This window comes from Streptomyces sp. NPDC054813, assembly GCF_053611365.1.
Genome location: NZ_JBSHAF010000033.1, coordinates 38816 through 55858, shown reverse-complemented (window position 1 = coordinate 55858; position 17043 = coordinate 38816). Strand labels below are relative to the sequence as shown.

Below are 17043 nucleotides of genomic sequence, written 5' to 3'. Positions count from 1 at the left end.
GTGACGGTCCAGTAGTCGGAGAGTGAGGGGAACGAGTTCCCGGCGGGTAAAGTGACCCGCGTCACATTCACTGTCGTGGCATGCTGGCGCGATGGCATCTCCCAGTGATCGCGCACCTCTTGCCGAGCGGGTCGAGGAACTCCTCGCCGCCGGCGGCCCGTTGCCCATCGTCGCGGCCGGCGACCCGGTTCTGCGGCGCGGAACCGAGCCGTACGACGGCCAGCTGGGCCCCGAGTTGCTGGCCCGGTTCGTCGGGGCGCTGCGCGACACCATGCACGCGGCACCGGGCGTGGGCCTGGCCGCGCCCCAGGTCGGCGTCCCGCTGCGGATCGCGGTGATCGAGGACCCGGCGCCGGTACCCGAGGAGGTCGCCGTCGCCCGCGGCCGGGTCCCGCAGCCGTTCCGCGTCCTGGTCAACCCGGTCTACCAGCCCGTCGGCGGCGCCCGTGCCGCCTTCTTCGAGGGCTGCCTGAGCGTGCCGGGCTATCAGGCGGTGGTGGTCCGGCACGCCGAGGTGCGACTGCGCGGCCAGGACGAGCACGGCCGCGTGGTCGACGAGGTGTTCACGGGGTGGCCGGCCCGGATCGTGCAGCACGAGACCGACCACCTCGACGGCACGCTCTACCTGGACCGCGCGGAGCTGCGCTCGCTGTCGTCGACGGAGGTGACGGCGGAGCGCTGGACCCAGCCGACCCCGACGACGGCGGCGGAGGAGCTGGGTTTCAAGTTGCCCTGACCAGGACCGCGCCCCGCGGACCCGCCCCCGAAGGGGCGCGGGGAACTGCGCGACCAGCCACGACGGAGCCGCGGACGACCCACGACCGGCAGCCCCCCTTCGGCCCTCACCCCCGGTACGCCTCGAGCAACCGCAGCCACACCTCGCTCAACGTCGGATAAGACGGCACCGCATGCCACAGCCGGCTGATCGGCACCTGCCCGGCGACGGCGATCGTCGCCGAGTGGATCAGCTCGCCCACGCCCGGCCCCACGAAGGTGACCCCGCGCAGGATCTCCGCCTCCAGGTCCACGACCATGCGGGCGCGCCCCTTGTAGCCGTCGGCGTACAGCCCCGCCCCGGCGACCGAGGAGAATTCGACGTCGACGGCGCGCACCTGGTACCCGGCCTGCTCCGCCTCAGCGAGGGAGAGACCGACCGCCGCCGCCTCCGGGTCGGTGAAGACGACCTGCGGTACGGCATGGTGGTCGGCGGTGGCCGCGTGCGCGCCCCAGGGACCGTCCAGGAGGGGCGTGTCCGAGGCGCGGGCGCCGATGGTGTCGCCCGCGATCCGGGCCTGGTACTTGCCCTCGTGGGTGAGGAGCGCCCGGTGGTTGACGTCCCCGACGGCGTAGAGCCAGTCGGTGCCCTCGACCAGGAGGGTGTCGTCGACGGTGAGCCAGGAGCCCGGTTCCAGGCCGACGGTGTCCAGGCCGATGTCGTCGGTGTGCGGGACGCGCCCGGTGGCGAAGAGGATCTCGTCGGCCTCGATGCGGTCACCGGCGTCGGTCACGGCCACGACCGTGCCGTTCTCACGGGTCACCGACTCGACGGAGGTGCCGGTGCGGACGTCGACGCCGGCCTCCTTGAGCGCCTCGGCGACGAGTTCACCGGCGAACGGCTCCATGCGGTTGAGCAGGCCCTTGCCGCGGACCAGCAGGGTGACCCGGGAGCCGAGGGCCTGCCAGGCGGTGGCCATCTCGGTGGCGACGACACCGCCGCCGACGACGATCAGCCGGCCGGGCGCCTCCTGGGCGCTGGTGGCCTCACGGCTGGTCCAGGGCTTGACCTCGGCGAGTCCTGGCAGGTGGGGCAGCTGGGCGCGGGTGCCGGTGGCGACGGCGACCGCGTGCCGGGCGGTGAGGGTGGTGAGGGCGCCGTCGGGGCCGGTCACGGTGACCGTGCGGGGTCCGGCGAGGCGGCCGTGGCCTCGGTACACGTCGGCGCCGATGCCGTCGAGCCAGGCGATCTGGCCGTCGTCCTTCCAGTTCGAGGCGAAGTAGTTGCGGCGGGCGAGGACCGCGGGGGTGTCGAGCGGGCCCTGGACCGCCTGGGCGAGGCCGGGCAGGCGGCGGGCGTCGGCCTGGGCGATGACCGGGCGCAGCAGGGCCTTGCTGGGCATGCACGCCCAGTACGAGCATTCGCCGCCGACGAGTTCGCTCTCCACGACCGCGGTGGTGAGGCCGGCCGCACGGGTGCGGTCGGCGACGTTCTCCCCCACGGGCCCGGCACCGAGCACAACGACGTCGTAAGCGATGGATTCCGTTTCCGTCATGGGGTCAGTCTCGCGGGTGGTGTGCGCCGTGGCCACACGGGTAGTGGCCGGAATACCCACCCGGTCGGACGTGTTGTGCGGACGGCTCGTCCCGGAGCGGGGCGCCCCCCACATCAGGAAGAGGGAAACACGCATGAGCAGCACCGTGGAACTCACCAAGGAGAACTTCGACCAGACGGTCACCGAGAACGAGTTCGTTCTCATCGACTTCTGGGCGTCCTGGTGCGGCCCGTGCCGTATGTTCGCCCCGGTCTACGAGAAGGCCGCGCAGGACAACCCGGACCTGGTCTTCGCCAAGGTCGACACCGAGGCGCAGCCGGAGCTGGCCGCGGCCTTCGACATCCAGTCGATCCCGACCCTGATGATCGTCCGCGACCAGGTCGCCGTCTTCGCACAGCCGGGCGCCCTGCCGGAGGCCGCGCTGACGGACGTCATCGGCCAGGCCCGCAAGCTGGACATGGACGAGGTACGCAAGAGCATCGCCGCTCAGCAGGGCAGCGCGCAGGCCGAGTGACGGCCTGCCGACCGGGTGACAAGCTATCGCTTGAGTAACGCCACATAGCCGCAGTTAGATCTTCTAACTGCGGCTACATCTTTAGGAGTGTTCCCCGTAGGGGGCGGTCCCGCAGCGAGTGAGGCGCGCCATCTCCTCCTCCGACAGTCGCAGCGCGCCGGCCGCCATGTTCTGCGCGAGGTGGTCCGGATCACCGGTCCCCGGGATCGCCAGCACGTGCGGCCCCTGCTGCAGGGTCCAGGCCAGCCGGACCTGTGCGACGGACACACCGTGCGCGCGGGCGACGGCGCACACCGCCTCGCTGTCACCGGCGACCGGACCCGCCTCGCGCCCAGGACCGGCGATCGCGAAGAACGGGACGAAGGCGAGGCCGAGTTCACCGCAGAGCCGCAGGAGTGCCCGTTCCTCGCTCGCCGCACCGATCCCGTACGGGTTCTGCACACAGACGACGGGGGCGATGGCCTGGGCCTCGGTCAGCTGCTCGGACGTGACGTTGGAGATGCCCAGGTGGCGGATCAGCCCGGCATCGCGCAGCTCGGCCAGCACGCCGAAGTGCTCGCCGATCGAGCCGGTCCGCCCGCTCGGTGGCACGCGCAGGTTCACCACGTCCAGGTGATCGCGGCCGAGTTGGCGCAGGTTCTCCTCGACCTGGCCGCGCAGTTGGGCCGGTGAAGCCCACCACCACGCGCCCGAGGGATCGCGGCCCGGCCCCACCTTGGTGGTGATGACCAGTTCCTCCGGGTACGGCGCCAGCGCCCGGTTGATCAGCTCGTTGGCGGAGCGCGTCGCCGAGAAGTAGAACGCGGCGGTGTCGATGTGGTTCACGCCGAGCTCGACCGCCCGCCGGAGCACGCCGATCGACCGGTCGCGGGCGCGCGGCACGCCGCGGTCGAAGGGCGCGGTACCCGTCAGGCGCATCGCCCCGAACCCGACGCGGTTGACAGTCAGGTCACCGAGTTGCCAAGTACCCGCGGGTGCCGCGATGTTCGTGCGTGGGCTCATGACATGGATCTCCTCTTGCGGATGGGAAACGGGGACCCGGTGAGTGGGCGCGACGCGTTCGGGCCGCTCAACGGGGCGAGCACGTCAAGGCGGGTCAGCCGGCGCCGGGGCGGGCGGCATGAAAAAAGCCTCCCTGGGGGATCGGAATCCGCACCAGGAAGGCTCACGTGCTGATCGGCATTCTAGCAGCGGGGCACGAGGCCGATCATGCGGGGGTTGTGGCAGCCCCACGGATGACGGTCTCACGCGCGCGCAGCAGGGCGAAGAACGCCTTGGCCAGAATTACTCGATCCGGCACGGCTCAGAAGGGGTACGACGCCACGTCCCCGCGCACGGTCGTCCATCGCACGTCCGTGAACGCCTCCAGGTTGGACTCGCCGCCGAACCGTGCCCCGGTGCCGGAGGCGGCGACGCCGCCGAAGGGGGCCACGGCCTCGTCGTTCACCGTCTGGTCGTTGATGTGGACGATGCCGGTCGGGATGCGTTCGGCGAGGTCCAGGCCGCGCGCCGCGTCCCGGGTCACGATGCCGAGAGAGAGGCCATAGGCGCTGCCGGCCGCGAGGGCGGCGGCCTCGTCGGCGTCGGCGAAGGCGCGCACGGGCGCCACCGGCCCGAAGACCTCCTCGGCGTAGGCGGGGGTGCGGTCGTCGACGCCCGAGATGACGGTGGGCCGGTAGAAGAGGTTCTCGTGGGTGCCACCGGCGGCGAGTTTCGCGCCCTGGGCAGTGCTCGCCTCCACCAGGCCGTGGATCTTGGCGAGTTGCGCGTCGTCGATGATCGGGCCGAGGTGGACCTGCTCACGGTGGGGGTCGCCGACGGCGAGGGAGTCGGCCTTGGCGGCGAGGCGTTCGACGTACTCCTCGACCAGTGAGCTGTGGACCAGGTGCCGTCCGGTGGTCATGCAGATCTGGCCCTGGTGGAAGAAGGATCCCCAGGCCGCGGTGGAGATCACCGCGTCGAGGTCGGCGTCCTCCAGGACGATCAGGGCGGAGTTGCCGCCGAGTTCTAGATGGGCGCGCTTCAGACGGCGCCCCGCGGCCTCCCCGACCGCGCGGCCGGCCGCCGTCGATCCGGTGAAGGAGATCACCGGTATCCCCGGGTCCTCGACCAGCGCCGCACCGACGCCGGCCGCGCCGGGCAGTACCTGCAGCAGCCCCTCCGGCAGGCCGGCCTCGGCGAACACCGCGGCAAGGGAGAGCCCGCCGCAGACGGCGGTGCGCGGGTCGGGCTTCAGGACCACCCCGTTGCCCAGGGCGAGGGCGGGCGCCACCGAGCGGATGGACAGGATCAGCGGCGCGTTGAACGGCGCGATCACCCCGACCACACCGACCGGGACCCGGCGGGTGTACGACAGCCGGGGCGCCTCACTGGGCAGCACCTGGCCCACCGGGCGGGAGGCGAGGGCGGCGGCCTCGTAGCACTCCTGGGCGGCGACATGCAGTTCGAAGTCCGCCTTGCCGGGTATGGAGCCGGACTCGCGGACGATCCACTCGCGCAGTTCGTCGGCGTGCTCCGTGAACAAGTCACCTGCGCGGCGCAGGACTTGGGCCCGCACGAAGTGCGGCGCGCGGGCCCAGTCACGCTGCGCGGCGCGGGCGGCCGCGGCGGCCGGGGAGACGTCCGCGGGGGCGGCCAGGGTGACCGTGCCGAGCGTGTCGCCGGTGGCGGGCTCGGTGACGGCGTACTGCGGGCCGGACAGGGCGCTCGCCTGCCAGGTCTTCGGGTCGAGCAGCGGCATGACGGTCTCCGATCGATCACCGGGGTTGCGCGGCCCACGGCGCCCGTGAGCCGTTTTGTTGAGCGCGCAACATCCTAGTCAGGGGGCCCGGAAAAGCACCGCCCCGACCAGGGTGACCCATCAGCTGGACTCGCGCCGTACCACCGAGGCGCCGAGCACCTCGCGCATCTCCGGCGCGCCGCCCGGGTCGCGCACCACGCGGTCGACCAGTTCGGCGAGCTCACGGCCGGAGGGCAGCTCGATGTGGATCGTGGAGAGCCGGGGCCGCAGCAGCCGGCCGAGCATCAGGTCGTCGGCGCCGACCACGGCGGCGTCCTCGGGGACACGCACGCCCTCGTCCTGGAGGGCGCGCATTAACAGCATCGCGTACTCGTCGTTGTACGCGAACACCGAGTCGATCCCCAACTCCCGCCAGCGTGCGGCGAGTCCGGCGGCCGATTCCTCCGTGTAGCCGAGCGGCAGCTCGGTCACCGTGGCGTCGGTGCCGTACAGGGCCCGGCGGACGCCTTCGAGGCGGGGCCGGGAGTAGGTCTCCAGGCCGATGTCCTCGGGGACGACCACGCCGATGCGGCGCCGGCCACGGGCGTACAGGTGGGCACCGGCGCAGCGGCCGACGACGTCATGGTCCATCAGCAGGGCGTGTGCGCCGTCGACCCGCTCGGGGCCGAGGGTGACCACGGCGCGGGCACCGGCCCGTTTGAGGACAGCGACGCCCTCGGTGCCGAGTCCGGCGCCCGGGACCAGCACGGCCACCGGCCTCAACTCGGCCCAGGCGCGGGCGGCTTCGTCGCCGCGCAGGCCCGCGGTGCCGTACTGGACGACCGTGTAGTCGAGGCGGCTGAGGGCCCACTGGAGGTCGTTGATGAACTGGCCGTAGAGCGGGCCCATCGGGATGGCCGGGGCGGGCATCAGGACCATCCGGCTGTGGCCGGCGCGCAGGCTGCGGGCGGCCGCGTGCGGGACGTACCCCAGTTCCTTCGCGGCCTCGTGGACCCGGCGACGGGTGGGCTCACTGATCCGTACGGCACTGGTGTTGTTGAGGACGTAGGAGACGGTCGCGCGGGAGACGCCGGCCAGACGGGCCACATCGGCGCTCGTGGGGACCGAGCGCGAAGTCGGCAACGCTGCCGAGGGCGTATTCGGTATCTGCACCATGACGTACGGCATCTTGGCAGAAGGCCGGGGAGGGGAGACCGGCGGGGCAAGGTGGTTCACCGTTGCACGAATTGGGCCCGCCGCGCCGCTCATCGCACCGCCCATCACGCCACTCATCACACCGCCCACCACACCGCCCATCACTCCATCGGGCGAACATGTTCGTTCCGAACTTGTTCGCAACGAACATGTTCGCTACGGTCGACACATGTCAGCAACCCCCCGCTCTCGCCGGGAGCGTCCCGCCAAGCCCGCTCTGACCAGGGAGGGCATCGTCGGCGTCGCCGTGGAGGTCCTGCGCGCCGAGGGCCTGCAGAAGGTCACCATGCGGCGCCTGGCCCAGGAGCTCGACACCGGGCCGGCCTCGCTGTACGTCTACGTCCGCAACACCGCCGAGCTGCACGCGGCGGTTCTGGACGAACTGCTCGGCACTCTGGCCCCGGCCCCGGCCGAGGGTGACTGGCGGGAGCGGCTGGAGCGGGTGCTCATCGCGTACACGCAGCTGCTCCTGGAGTATCCGAGCCTCGCCCGCTCCGCGCTGACCGCGTGGCCGAGCGGCCCGCACTACCTGGACCTGATCGAGAACCTGCTGGGCCTGCTCGACGAGGGCGGGGTGCCGCGCGAGCGGGCCGCCTGGGGCGTCGACCTGCTGCTCCAGCGCGCCACCGCGACCGCAGCCGAGCACGCGGGCGGGGAGTCCCGGGGGGACTGGGACGCGCTCGGCCACGCGCTCGGCGAGGTGTCGGAGCGGACCCACCCGCACATCGCCGCCGCGTCCGGGCTGCTCCTGTCGGGGCCGCCCGGGGCCCGTGCGTCCTGGGCCTTCCAGGCCCTGATCAACGGCATCGAACGTACCGCCGTACCCGAACCTCACGCATAGGAGACCACCATGTCAGTTCCCCACCACCCCATAGCGATCATCGGCGCCGGTCTCGGCGGACTCACCCTCGCCCGGGTGCTCCATGTGCACGGCGTCCGGGCCGCCCTCTTCGACCTCGACGCCTCCCCCGCCGCCCGCACCCAGGGCGGCATGCTCGACATCCACGACGACTCCGGGCAAGTGGCGCTGCGCGCGGCCGGGTTGCACGAGGAGTTCCTGGCGCGCGTCCATGTCGGCGGCCAGGCGGTGCGGGTGCTGGACAAGGACGCCCGGGTCCGTCACGCGGCGGCCGACGACGGCAACGGCGGCCGTCCGGAGATCGACCGGGGCGATCTGCGCCGACTGCTGCTCGGCTCGCTGCCCGAGGGCGTGATCCGCTGGGGTGCGAAGGTCACCGGCGCCCGACCGCTCGGCGACGGCCGGCACGAGGTGCTCCTGGCGGACGGCGGCTCCTTCACCACCGACCTGCTGGTCGGCGCCGACGGCGCCTGGTCGCGGGTGCGCCCGCTGGTCACGGACGTCCGGCCCACGTACTGCGGGGTGTCGTTCGCCGAGGCCGACCTGCCGGACGCGGACGTACGGCATCCGATGAGCGCCGAAGTCGTCGGCGGCGGGATGCTGTTCGCGCTCGGCGGAGGCCGGGGCATCCTGGCCCACCGCGAGAGCGACGGCAGCCTGCACGTGTACGCGGCGGTCGAGGCGCCCGAGGAGTGGCTGGACGGGATCGACTTCACCGACACCGAGGCGGCCAAGCGGGCCGTCCTCCGGTCCTTCGACGACTGGGACAAGAGCCTGCGGGCGCTGGTCGCGGACGCGGAGGGCCCGCTGACCCCGCGCCGGATCCACGCGCTGCCCGCCGGCCACCGCTGGGACCGGAAGCCCGGGGTCACGCTGCTCGGCGACGCCGCCCATCTGATGTCACCGTTCGCCGGCGAGGGCGCCAACCTGGCCCTGATCGACGCGGCCGACCTGGGCCTGGCCCTCGTCGCGCACCCGGACGACACGGAGGCCGCTCTGGCCGCCTACGAGGCGCGGATGTTCCCGCGCGCCGAGGCTGCCGCGGCGGAGTCCGCGGCGGGCAGCGCCCTGTTGTTCCAGCCCGACGCGCCGCAGGGCCTGGTCGAGATGTTCAGCGCCGGACGGCCGGACGTCAGCGCGGCGGCTCCGTCCGCGTGATCCGGGCGACCAGGTCGATCCAGCCGGCCTCCAGGCGCTCCATCGGCATCCCGCACTGCCTGGTCAGGTGGTGGACCAGGGCCGGGTCGAGGTAGGCCAGCAGCGTCTGGGCGAGCAGTTCGCAGTCGGCCTCCGGCTGGATCCGCCGCAGCAACATCGTGACGTGCGTGCGCAGCGCCTGCATCGGCGGGTTGGCGTAGCGCCGGGTGGGTTCGGGCTGGGCGGCCAGCTGCAGGTCGAGCTGATCGGCCGCGCGGTACAGCACCGCGACGCCGAACGCACGCAGCCGCTCGACCGGCGGGGCGCCGGGGCCCAGCGGCGGCGGCCCGCCCAGGAAGTCCGCCTGGAGCTGGCGCGAGGAGTGGTCGAGCAGCGCCATCAGCAGTCCGGTGCGGTCGCCGAAGCGGCGGAAGACCGTGCCCTTGCCCACCTCGGCCGCCGCGGCCACCGCCTCCATGGTGACGCCGGCCACTCCGTGCTCGGCGATCAGCCGGGCGGCGGCCTCCAGCAGCCGGGCACGGTTGCGGGCCGCGTCCGCGCGTAGGCACGGCTCTTCTGGGGCCGGCCCCACGTCGAGCAATTGGGGTGCGTCGAAGGGCTCCTGGGGCTGCGGGAAGGGCGGCAGGACGCTGGACATGAAGACAGCGTAAAGCATCGGGAACAGAACTGGACCGCGGTCCGTTTGGAGTGTTAGAAATTAACCGGACCTCGGTCCGTATTCGTAACAGCAGTGTTTCAGCCCCCCTTGGAGTTCCCCCATGTCTGTCCGCATCCTTGCGCTCGTCGGCAGCCTTCGCGCCGGTTCGCACAACCGCCAGCTCGCCGAGGCGGCCGTCAAGCTCGCCCCCGAGGGTGCCGAGGTCGAGGTCTTCGAGGGCCTGGCCGACATCCCCTTCTACAACGAGGACATCGACGTCGAGGGCAGCGTCCCGGCCGCCGCCGCGAAGCTGCGCGCGGCCGCCCAGGCCGCCGACGCGTTCCTGCTCTTCTCCCCCGAGTACAACGGCACGATCCCGGCCGTCCTGAAGAACGCCATCGACTGGCTGTCCCGCCCGTACGGCGCCAGCGGCTTCGGTGGCAAGCCGGTCGCCGTCGTCGGCACCGCCTTCGGCCAGTACGGCGGCGTGTGGGCGCAGGACGAGGCCCGCAAGGCCGTGGGCATCGCCGGCGGCAACGTGATCGAGGACATCAAGCTCTCCATCCCCGGCTCGGTGACCCGCTTCGCCGAGACCCACCCGGTCGAGGACGCCGAGGTCGCCGCCCAGCTGACCGAGGTCGTCGCGCGTCTGCACGGCAACGTGGGCGTCGCTGCCTGAGGCACTGCCTGACGGAGGGGCCGGGGCTCGGTGAGCCCCGGCTCCTCCGCGTCTCGGTCGATCGCGTCTCAGTCGATCGCGGCGAGCCGCCCGACGGCCGGGGCCACGAAGCTCTCCATCCACCCCGAGGTCTCCCCCAGGCGCGGGCCGACGATGACGGTGTCGACGCCGAGCTTGGCGTATCCCTCGATGTCCCGGGTGAAGGCGTCCAGGTCTCCGTCGGTCGCCGCGTCCCCGGTGTACGCGATGGTCTTGCGGATGGTGTCGTAGTCGCGCCCGACGGTGTCGCAGTGCCCGCGCAGCACCTCCAGCTTGTGCCGCAGCTCCTCCGCCGAGGAGGGGATCAGATTGCAGGCGTCGGCGTACTGGGCGACCAGCCGCAGGGTCTTCTTCTCGCCCCCGCCGCCGATCATGATCTCCGGGTGTGGCGAGCTGACCGGCGCCGGCACGCAGAGCGTCTCGGCGAGACGGTAGTGCTTGCCCTCGAAGGGGCCGTTGTTCTCCGGGTCCCACATCTGCAGGCAGATCCGCAGGGTCTCCTCCAGCCGCTCGAAGCGCTCCGCGATCGGCGGGTACGGCACGCCGAGACCGTGGTGCTCACGGTCGTACCAGGCGGCCCCGATGCCCAGCGTGGCCCGGCCGCTCGACACCACGTCCAGGGTGGTGGCGATCTTGGCGAGGAGTCCCGGGTGGCGGTAGGTCACCCCGGTCACCAGGGCGCCCAGCTGGACGGTGGAGGTGCGGCCGGCCAGGTAGCCGAGGGTGGTGTAGGCCTCCAGCATGGGGTCCTCGGCGCCGCCGTTGAACTCCATCTGGAAGTAGTGGTCCATCACCGAGACCCAGCTGACGCCCGCCGCCTCGGCCGCGGCACCGGCGGCGGCGAGTTCGGCGCCCAGCGCGGGGCCGCCGCCAGGATGGTTGAACCGGTTGATGTGCACGCCCACGCGCATGGCCGTTCTCCGTTCCGCCCGGATCGTCTTCTGTCCGTCCGACGCTAGAACTTCGAGCGCTCTCGAAGTCAAGGTCCAGACGTCGGGGGACGGCCGCGTCCTCGACGCGCCCGGGCTGGTTGGCGATGGTGACCCCGGCCGAAACGGCGGACCACCCGCCGGACGGCGGGGAGCTTCCGCCGTCCGGCGGTCCCGGTGGCCCGAGGGGCGCGCGGATCATGGCCGTACGAGCCGTACAGTTCATCACCGCCGCGAGGAGCCGCCATGACCTCCGTACCGCCCCCGTTCGACCCCGAGCTGGCCGCCGCCCTGGAGCTGATCAGGGAGATGATCTCGCCGGGGTTCACGCTGGACGAGATTCCCGCGGTCAGGCAGAACGAGGGGATACAGCTGCTCGCCGAGATCGACCTCACCCTGGACGGGGCGTTCGAGGTGGCGGACCGCACGGTGCCCGGTCCGGCGGGCGCCCCCGGGATCTCCCTGCTGATCTGCCGGCCCACCGCGCCGCCCGTCCCCACCCCGTTGCCGGTGATCTACCACGTGCACGGCGGCGGCATGGTGATCGGCAACAACCGGGTGGGGGTGGACGTCCCGCTGGCCTGGGCGAGGGAACTGGGCGCGGTGGTGGTGTCGGTGGAGTACCGGCTGGCGCCCGAGCACCCGCATCCGGCGCCGGTCGAGGACGTGTACGCCGGGCTGCTGTGGACGGCGGAGCACGCGAAGGAGATCGGCGGCGACCCCGAGCGGATCGTGATCGCCGGGGCGAGTGCGGGCGGCGGCCTCACCGCGGCCCTGGCCCTGCTCCTGAGAGACCGTCAGGGCCCCTCGGTCATCGGCCAGATGCTGATGTGCCCGATGCTGGACGACCGCAACGACACCCCGTCCAGCCACCAGATGAAGGGCCTCGGCGTCTGGGACCGCACGGCCAACGAGACCGGCTGGACCGCCCTCCTCGGCGAGGCCCGCGGCGGCCCCGACGTCTCCCCCTACGCGGCCCCGGCCCGCGCCACCGACCTCACGAACCTCCCCCCGGCCTTCCTCGACGTCGGCTCCGCCGAGACCTTCCGCGACGAGACCGTCGCCTACGCCTCCCGCATCTGGCAGTCGGGCGGCATCGCCGAACTCCACGTCTGGCCCGGCGGCTTCCACGGCTTCGACGGCTTCGCCCCCCAGGCCGCCCTGTCCCAGTCGGCGAGGACGGCCCACACGGACTGGCTACGCCGGCTGCTGGCACGCTGAGGATCGTGGGGCCCGGCGGTCAGCGCAGCCCCAGTGCCCGGCGGTACGGCGGCCTCGGGCCTGCCTGGGCTGTGATGGCGGCGCAGGCGGGGAGGGATGCGCAGGGGTGGGTCGGGGTGAGGAGGGTGTTCCGGGTGAAGTGGAGGTGTCGGGGGTCGCCGCAGTCGGGGGCGGGGGGCCAGGCGCCGGGGTAGGTGCGGCGGGGGAGCCAGGTGGGGACCGTGTCGTCCCAGTAGTTGCCGAGGTAGCGGATGTTCTGGACCGGGCGGTTGCCCCAGTTCTCGCTGCAGCCGCCGATCGAGGCGACGTAGTCGTGGACGACGTTGTCGCGGACGGTGATGCGGTTGCTGGAGTCGTCCGTGTAGATGCCGACGTTCCAGATGCCGTGGGCGCTGTCGGTGACGGCGTTGCGGGCCACCAGGGCGCCGGCCGCATAGGAGGGGCCCTGTTCGCCGCGCAGGTAGATGCCGCCGCCGTCGGCCAGCAGGCGGTTGGTGGCGAAGACCCGGTTGCCGAGGATGCGGTTGCGGCGGGTCAGGCCGCGCAGGTCCTCGCTGGGGCCGGAGAGGATGCCGGTGTAGGGGACGTGGTCGACCTGGTTGTGGGCGATGAGGGTGTCCTGGGTGGCGCTGTTCCAGATGCCGGAGGCCGCCCGGTACTCGACGCCGATGTGGTGGATCCAGTTGTCCGTGACACGGTTGCCCGTGTTCGTGCCCCGGGTGGCCGGGGGCAGGGCGCCCAGGGCGACACCGCCGTCGGAGATGTCCGTGAAGACGTTGCCGGTCACCGTGTTGTGCGAGCTGTCGGCGGCGAAGTCGACGCCCTGACCGCCCAGATGGGTGAAGCGGTTGCCGCTGAGGGTGATGTGCTCGGCGTGCCGGAAGGTGACGTTGCCGGGCACGGTGAGCGCCGTGATGTCACCGCCCTTGCCTGGGCGCATGTACATGCTCCAGGCGGCGGCGAAACCGGCCCCCTCGTTCGGCGCCAGCCAGGTGGCGTGGGCGAAGGTCAGGCCGCGGAGAGTGAGGTCGTGCACGGGGCGGGCGGCGGAGCTGCCGGTCCCGCTGAGCAGGGTCTGCAGGGCGGGGGCCGTCACCTCGGTCCGGGTCATGTCCTCGCCCGGGCGGGGGCGGTAGAGAAGGGTGTGGTGAGCGGGGCGAGAGCGGTCCAGGTACCAACTTCCGCCCCTGCCCAGGAAGTTCGGGGCGTTCTCCACGTCGTGGGTCTGGGTCGGGGCGTCCGCTCCGTACAGGGCCCGGGCCATCCGCCAGCAGGGCTGGTCCATGGTGATCGCGGTCCGGTCGGCGGCGGTCCTGGAGATCGCGGCCACACCGCAGCGGCCCTCCACGTAGTCGTAGCGGTAGACGACTTCGAGGTCGGCCGGGTGGCTCCAGGCGAGCGGGGTCCTGCTGGTGGTGGTGTAGCCGGTGGCCGTCAGTTTCAGTTTTCCGGGCAGGGGTGCGCCCCGGGCCGCGCGCGGGGCCCGGCGGCCGTCGACGTAGAGCTGGCGGGTCTCCAGGGAGCCCACGTCGGCCCGCCAGACGCCCGGCCGGCCGGGGGCGGGGCGCCAGCCGGTGACCGGGCGGCCGCCGCTGAGGGTGACCGGCTCCTGGTGCGCGGTGCCGTAGCCGTACGCCTGGTAGACCACCCGGTGGCCGTGCCGGCCCGAGTCGGCCGGAGTCAGGCGGAGGGGCGCGGTCAGGCGGTAGGTGCCGCCGCGCAGGTTGACCGTGATCTCCGAGGTCATGTGCGGGGCCATGGCCCGTACCGCCTGCTGGGCGCGAGCCGGTGTGGCGAAGGGCCGGTCCAGGGTGCCGGGCCCGTGGTCGTCACCCCAAGGGGCCACGTAGAGCTGAGTGGTGGGTGGGGGTTTCGGGGCGGGTGCGCCGCCGGCCGTCGATGCCAGTACGGCCGCCATGGCCAGGGCTGCGACCGCACTCCCCCGTGCTGTCCTCACGTGATGCCTCCCGCTCGTCGGATGGATCCATCCATCGTGGAGCGGGCGCGGCCGCGGGGGCGTCGGCCGATCGTCTATGCGTGGGTCTCTTTGGTCGTCGCTCGGGCGCCAGGAGGAGGAGCGGCGGTACGACGGCCGGTGCCGGCCGGCGAGTCCCGGCGTTGGGCCTCGCTCTCGGCCGGCGCGCCCTCAGGTCCCGTTCGCCGACGCCTTCTTGATCGCCTCCCGGATCCTGGAGTAGGTGCCGCAGCGGCAGACGTTCTCGATGCGGTCGATGTCGGCGTCCGTCGGGTGCGGGGTGCGTTTCAGGAGGGCGGCGGCCGCCATGATCTGGCCGGGCTGGCAGAAGCCGCACTGGGCCACGTCGCAGTCCAGCCAGGCCTGTTGGACGGGGTGCAGGGTGTCGCCGTCGGCGAGGCCCTCGATGGTGGTGACCGCACGGTCCGCGCAGTCGGCGACCGGGACCGTGCACGGCTGGATCTCCTCGCCGTCGAGGTGACTGGTGCAGGCGCGGCAGACGCCCACCCCGCAGCCGTACTTGGGGCCGGTGACGCCCAGCAGATCGCGCAGCACCCAGAGCAGGGGCATGTCGGCGGGTGCCTCGACGGTGACCGGTTCGCCGTTGAGGACGAAGGAGTACGAACGCATCGGTGCCTTCTGGGAGTCGGGAGACGGTGGTTCAGAAGTCGAGGGGGAAGGTGCGGGGTTTCGTGCCGGTCGCGCGGGCGTAGGCGTTGGCGACCGCGCCCGCCGCCGCGGGGACGCCGAGTTCACCGGCGCCGCCCGGTGCCCCGCCCGAGGGGAGGATGTGCGCCTCGAACACGAGGGGGGCGTGCCGCTGGCGGGCGTAGTGGAAGTCGGCGAAGCTGCCCTCGCGCACCGCGCCCCGGTCGATGTGCAGCCCGGCCCGCAGCACCGTCGAGATGCCGTCGACGGCGGTGCCCATCAGCTGTGCCTCCAGGCCGCGCGGGTTGACGGCGGTACTGACGTCGGCGGCCATCACCACCTTGGTGACCCGGGGGTTCTTCGGGTCGGTGGCGTCGATCTCGGCCAGGCAGGCGACGGCGGATCCGTACTCCTCGTGGACGGCCACGCCCTGGGCGGTGCCCGCGGGCACCGCGCGGCCCCAGTGTCCGGCGGCCGCCGCCTTGGCGAGTACGGCCTTCACCGCCTTGCTCCGCAGGGTGCTGCGGCGGAAGGCGACCGGGTCCCGGCCCAGCGCACGGGCGATCTCGTCGACGATGATCTCCTCCGCCGTGCGCATCGTCCCGGAGTCCACCGAGCGCCAGGCGCCCAGCGGCATCGGCAGCTCGATGCCGCCCGAATCGCCGCCCACGCGGCCGAAGTTGTACAGCCCGCTGTCGCTGGGCAGCGGCCGTACCCCGGCCGCCTGTGCGGTCAGGCCGCTCTCGTCGGAGGACTCCCCCACCGAGGCCGTCAGGTGCTGGAAGGCCACCACCCGGCCGCCGGCGACACTGGCCCGGATCCGGTGGTGGCTCGCGGGGCGCATCCTGCCGTGCCGGGTGTCGTCGTTGCGGCTCCACATCAGCCGCACGGGCTTGCGGGCCGCCTTGGAGACGAGTGCCGCCTCGATGGCCGCGTCGAAGTTGAGCCGGCGTCCGAACGAGCCCCCGCCGCGCACCACATGGACCCGTACCGCCGAGGTCGCCAGTCCCAGCAGGTCGGCGATCGTCTCGCGGGCGTCCATCGGCGTCTGCGAGGCGAACCACAACTCGGCGCGGTCGGAGCGGACGTCGGCGACCGCGGTGAGCACCTCCATCGGGGCATGGCTGACGAAGGCGAATGCGAACTCGCCCTCGATCTGGGCAGATCCGCGCGGCGGGGTGCCGAAGCGGGGCACCGCGGCCCGCAGCCGGGCGCGGATCTCCTTGTCCGACAGCGGCGCGAGCGGACCGGCGGCCCAGGTGATCCGCAGCGCGTCCCGGGCCTGGAAGGCATGGTGGAAGGTGTCCGCCACCACGGCGACACCACCGGGGATCCGCACGATCGCCTGGATGCCGGGCAGAGCGCGGGCCGCCGTGTCGTCGAGGGAGACCAGCTTGCCGCGCAGGGTCGGCGGCCGGGCCACCACGGTCGGTTTCGCCCCGGCGACCGCCAGGTCTCCCGCGTACTTGGCGGCGCCGGTGACGATGTCCCGGGCGTCGATCCTGGTCGTCGGCTTCCCGATCACCCGGTGCCGGGAGGCCGGCTTGGGCTTGCTCGACACCTCCGGGACGTGGATCCGGGCGGCGCTCGCGGTGAGGGAGCCGAAGGTGGCCGTCCGGCCGTCGGGGGCGAGGACCTGGGTGTTCCAGGTGCGCAGGATGTGTGCGGGAAGCCGCCAGCGGCGGGCGGCCGCGGTCACCAGCCGGGCGCGTGCGGTGGCGGCCAGTCGCCGGGCCGGGTCGTACAGCGAGCTGACCGAACTGGAGCCGCCGGTGTACTGGTTGCCCTTGGCGCGCGCGTCCGCGAGCGGGATCCGCACGTCGGCGAGGCGGGCGTCCAGCTCCTCCGCGATCATCATCGCGACGGCGGTGGTGATGCCCTGGCCGACCTCGACCCGGGGCAGCCGTACGACGACCTGGTTGGCGGCGGTGACCTCCAGGACGAGCATCTCCTCGTCGGTGCCGGTCACCACGACGTCGGAGGCCGGGGTGGCGCCGTCGGCCCGTGGGGTGTCGCAGCCGAGCGGGGCGGCGACCGTGAGGGTGGCCGCGGCCACCGTGTAGACCATGAGTCTGCGGCGGGACGGTCCGGCGGCGGCCCGCACGGGCTCGTTGCGGTCCAAGCGGGGGCTCCTGTCGGTCGGTGCCTGTGTCGACGCTGTGTCTCGACAGCTAGGAGGG

The 17043-nt window shown here is 72.8% G+C and carries 15 protein-coding genes; 6 read left to right on the top strand and 9 right to left on the bottom strand.

What is annotated here, in order from left to right; genetic code table 11:
- The first annotated feature begins 91 nt into the window (after window positions 1-91).
- Window positions 92-736 (top strand): peptide deformylase, encoded by a 645-nt coding sequence (locus tag ACWGJB_RS43405; RefSeq protein WP_453385544.1) that lies wholly within the window; start codon window positions 92-94, stop codon window positions 734-736.
- Window positions 737-842: 106 nt separating this feature from the next.
- Here the strand turns inward: ACWGJB_RS43405 and ACWGJB_RS43400 are convergent, their stop codons facing one another.
- A complete protein-coding gene (locus ACWGJB_RS43400) occupies window positions 843-2270 on the bottom strand; it encodes a dihydrolipoyl dehydrogenase family protein (protein ID WP_453385543.1) in 1428 nt (475 codons plus the stop codon).
- Window positions 2271-2403: 133 nt separating this feature from the next.
- Between ACWGJB_RS43400 and trxA the strand changes: the two genes are divergently transcribed.
- Window positions 2404-2784 carry a thioredoxin gene (gene trxA / locus ACWGJB_RS43395; RefSeq protein WP_453385542.1) on the top strand — a complete coding sequence of 127 codons (381 nt, stop codon included), beginning with the start codon at window positions 2404-2406 and terminating at the stop codon, window positions 2782-2784.
- Window positions 2785-2865: 81 nt separating this feature from the next.
- Here the strand turns inward: trxA and ACWGJB_RS43390 are convergent, their stop codons facing one another.
- The 3 genes from ACWGJB_RS43390 to ACWGJB_RS43380 form a co-directional block, all read right to left on the bottom strand.
- Window positions 2866-3786, bottom strand: a complete 921-nt coding sequence (locus ACWGJB_RS43390; RefSeq protein WP_453385541.1) for an aldo/keto reductase — start codon at window positions 3784-3786, stop codon at window positions 2866-2868.
- A gap of 301 nt (window positions 3787-4087) precedes the next feature.
- Window positions 4088-5524 (bottom strand): aldehyde dehydrogenase family protein, encoded by a 1437-nt coding sequence (locus tag ACWGJB_RS43385; protein WP_453385540.1) that lies wholly within the window; start codon window positions 5522-5524, stop codon window positions 4088-4090.
- A gap of 120 nt (window positions 5525-5644) precedes the next feature.
- Window positions 5645-6691 carry a LacI family DNA-binding transcriptional regulator gene (locus ACWGJB_RS43380; protein WP_453385539.1) on the bottom strand — a complete coding sequence of 349 codons (1047 nt, stop codon included), beginning with the start codon at window positions 6689-6691 and terminating at the stop codon, window positions 5645-5647.
- A gap of 196 nt (window positions 6692-6887) precedes the next feature.
- On the opposite strand from ACWGJB_RS43380, the gene ACWGJB_RS43375 reads away from it, so the two are divergent.
- Both ACWGJB_RS43375 and ACWGJB_RS43370 read left to right on the top strand, forming a co-directional pair.
- Window positions 6888-7559 carry a TetR/AcrR family transcriptional regulator gene (locus tag ACWGJB_RS43375; protein WP_453385538.1) on the top strand — a complete coding sequence of 224 codons (672 nt, stop codon included), beginning with the start codon at window positions 6888-6890 and terminating at the stop codon, window positions 7557-7559.
- 9 nt (window positions 7560-7568) lie between these two features.
- The gene (locus tag ACWGJB_RS43370; protein ID WP_453385537.1) at window positions 7569-8735 is read left to right on the top strand and encodes an FAD-dependent oxidoreductase; all 1167 of its coding nucleotides are present in this window, start codon (window positions 7569-7571) and stop codon (window positions 8733-8735) included.
- Here ACWGJB_RS43370 and ACWGJB_RS43365 read toward each other — a convergent pair.
- On the bottom strand, window positions 8710-9390 hold the full coding sequence (locus ACWGJB_RS43365; RefSeq protein WP_453385536.1) for a TetR/AcrR family transcriptional regulator: 681 nt from the start codon (window positions 9388-9390) through the stop codon (window positions 8710-8712). The two genes, ACWGJB_RS43370 and ACWGJB_RS43365, sit on opposite strands and share 26 nt — an antisense overlap.
- A 103-nt stretch (window positions 9391-9493) precedes the next feature.
- Between ACWGJB_RS43365 and ACWGJB_RS43360 the strand changes: the two genes are divergently transcribed.
- Window positions 9494-10051, top strand: coding sequence for an NADPH-dependent FMN reductase (locus ACWGJB_RS43360; RefSeq protein WP_453385535.1), 558 nt, complete (start codon window positions 9494-9496; stop codon window positions 10049-10051).
- A gap of 68 nt (window positions 10052-10119) precedes the next feature.
- On the opposite strand, the gene ACWGJB_RS43355 is transcribed toward ACWGJB_RS43360, so the two are convergent.
- Entirely contained in the window at window positions 10120-11001 is an 882-nt protein-coding gene (locus ACWGJB_RS43355) for an LLM class F420-dependent oxidoreductase (RefSeq protein WP_453385534.1), read from the bottom strand.
- A gap of 264 nt (window positions 11002-11265) precedes the next feature.
- Between ACWGJB_RS43355 and ACWGJB_RS43350 the strand changes: the two genes are divergently transcribed.
- The gene (locus ACWGJB_RS43350; protein ID WP_453385533.1) at window positions 11266-12240 is read left to right on the top strand and encodes an alpha/beta hydrolase; all 975 of its coding nucleotides are present in this window, start codon (window positions 11266-11268) and stop codon (window positions 12238-12240) included.
- 19 nt (window positions 12241-12259) lie between these two features.
- Here ACWGJB_RS43350 and ACWGJB_RS43345 read toward each other — a convergent pair whose 3' ends face one another.
- The 3 genes from ACWGJB_RS43345 to ACWGJB_RS43335 all read right to left on the bottom strand — a co-directional run bounded on the left by ACWGJB_RS43345 (window position 12260) and on the right by ACWGJB_RS43335 (window position 16931).
- The gene (locus ACWGJB_RS43345) at window positions 12260-14197 is read right to left on the bottom strand and encodes a right-handed parallel beta-helix repeat-containing protein (protein WP_453385532.1); all 1938 of its coding nucleotides are present in this window, start codon (window positions 14195-14197) and stop codon (window positions 12260-12262) included.
- Between the two features lie 189 nt (window positions 14198-14386).
- Window positions 14387-14845, bottom strand: coding sequence for a (2Fe-2S)-binding protein (locus tag ACWGJB_RS43340; protein ID WP_453385531.1), 459 nt, complete (start codon window positions 14843-14845; stop codon window positions 14387-14389).
- Between the two features lie 31 nt (window positions 14846-14876).
- Window positions 14877-16931 carry a xanthine dehydrogenase family protein molybdopterin-binding subunit gene (locus tag ACWGJB_RS43335; protein WP_453385594.1) on the bottom strand — a complete coding sequence of 685 codons (2055 nt, stop codon included), beginning with the start codon at window positions 16929-16931 and terminating at the stop codon, window positions 14877-14879.
- Between the last annotated feature and the right edge of the window lie 112 nt (window positions 16932-17043).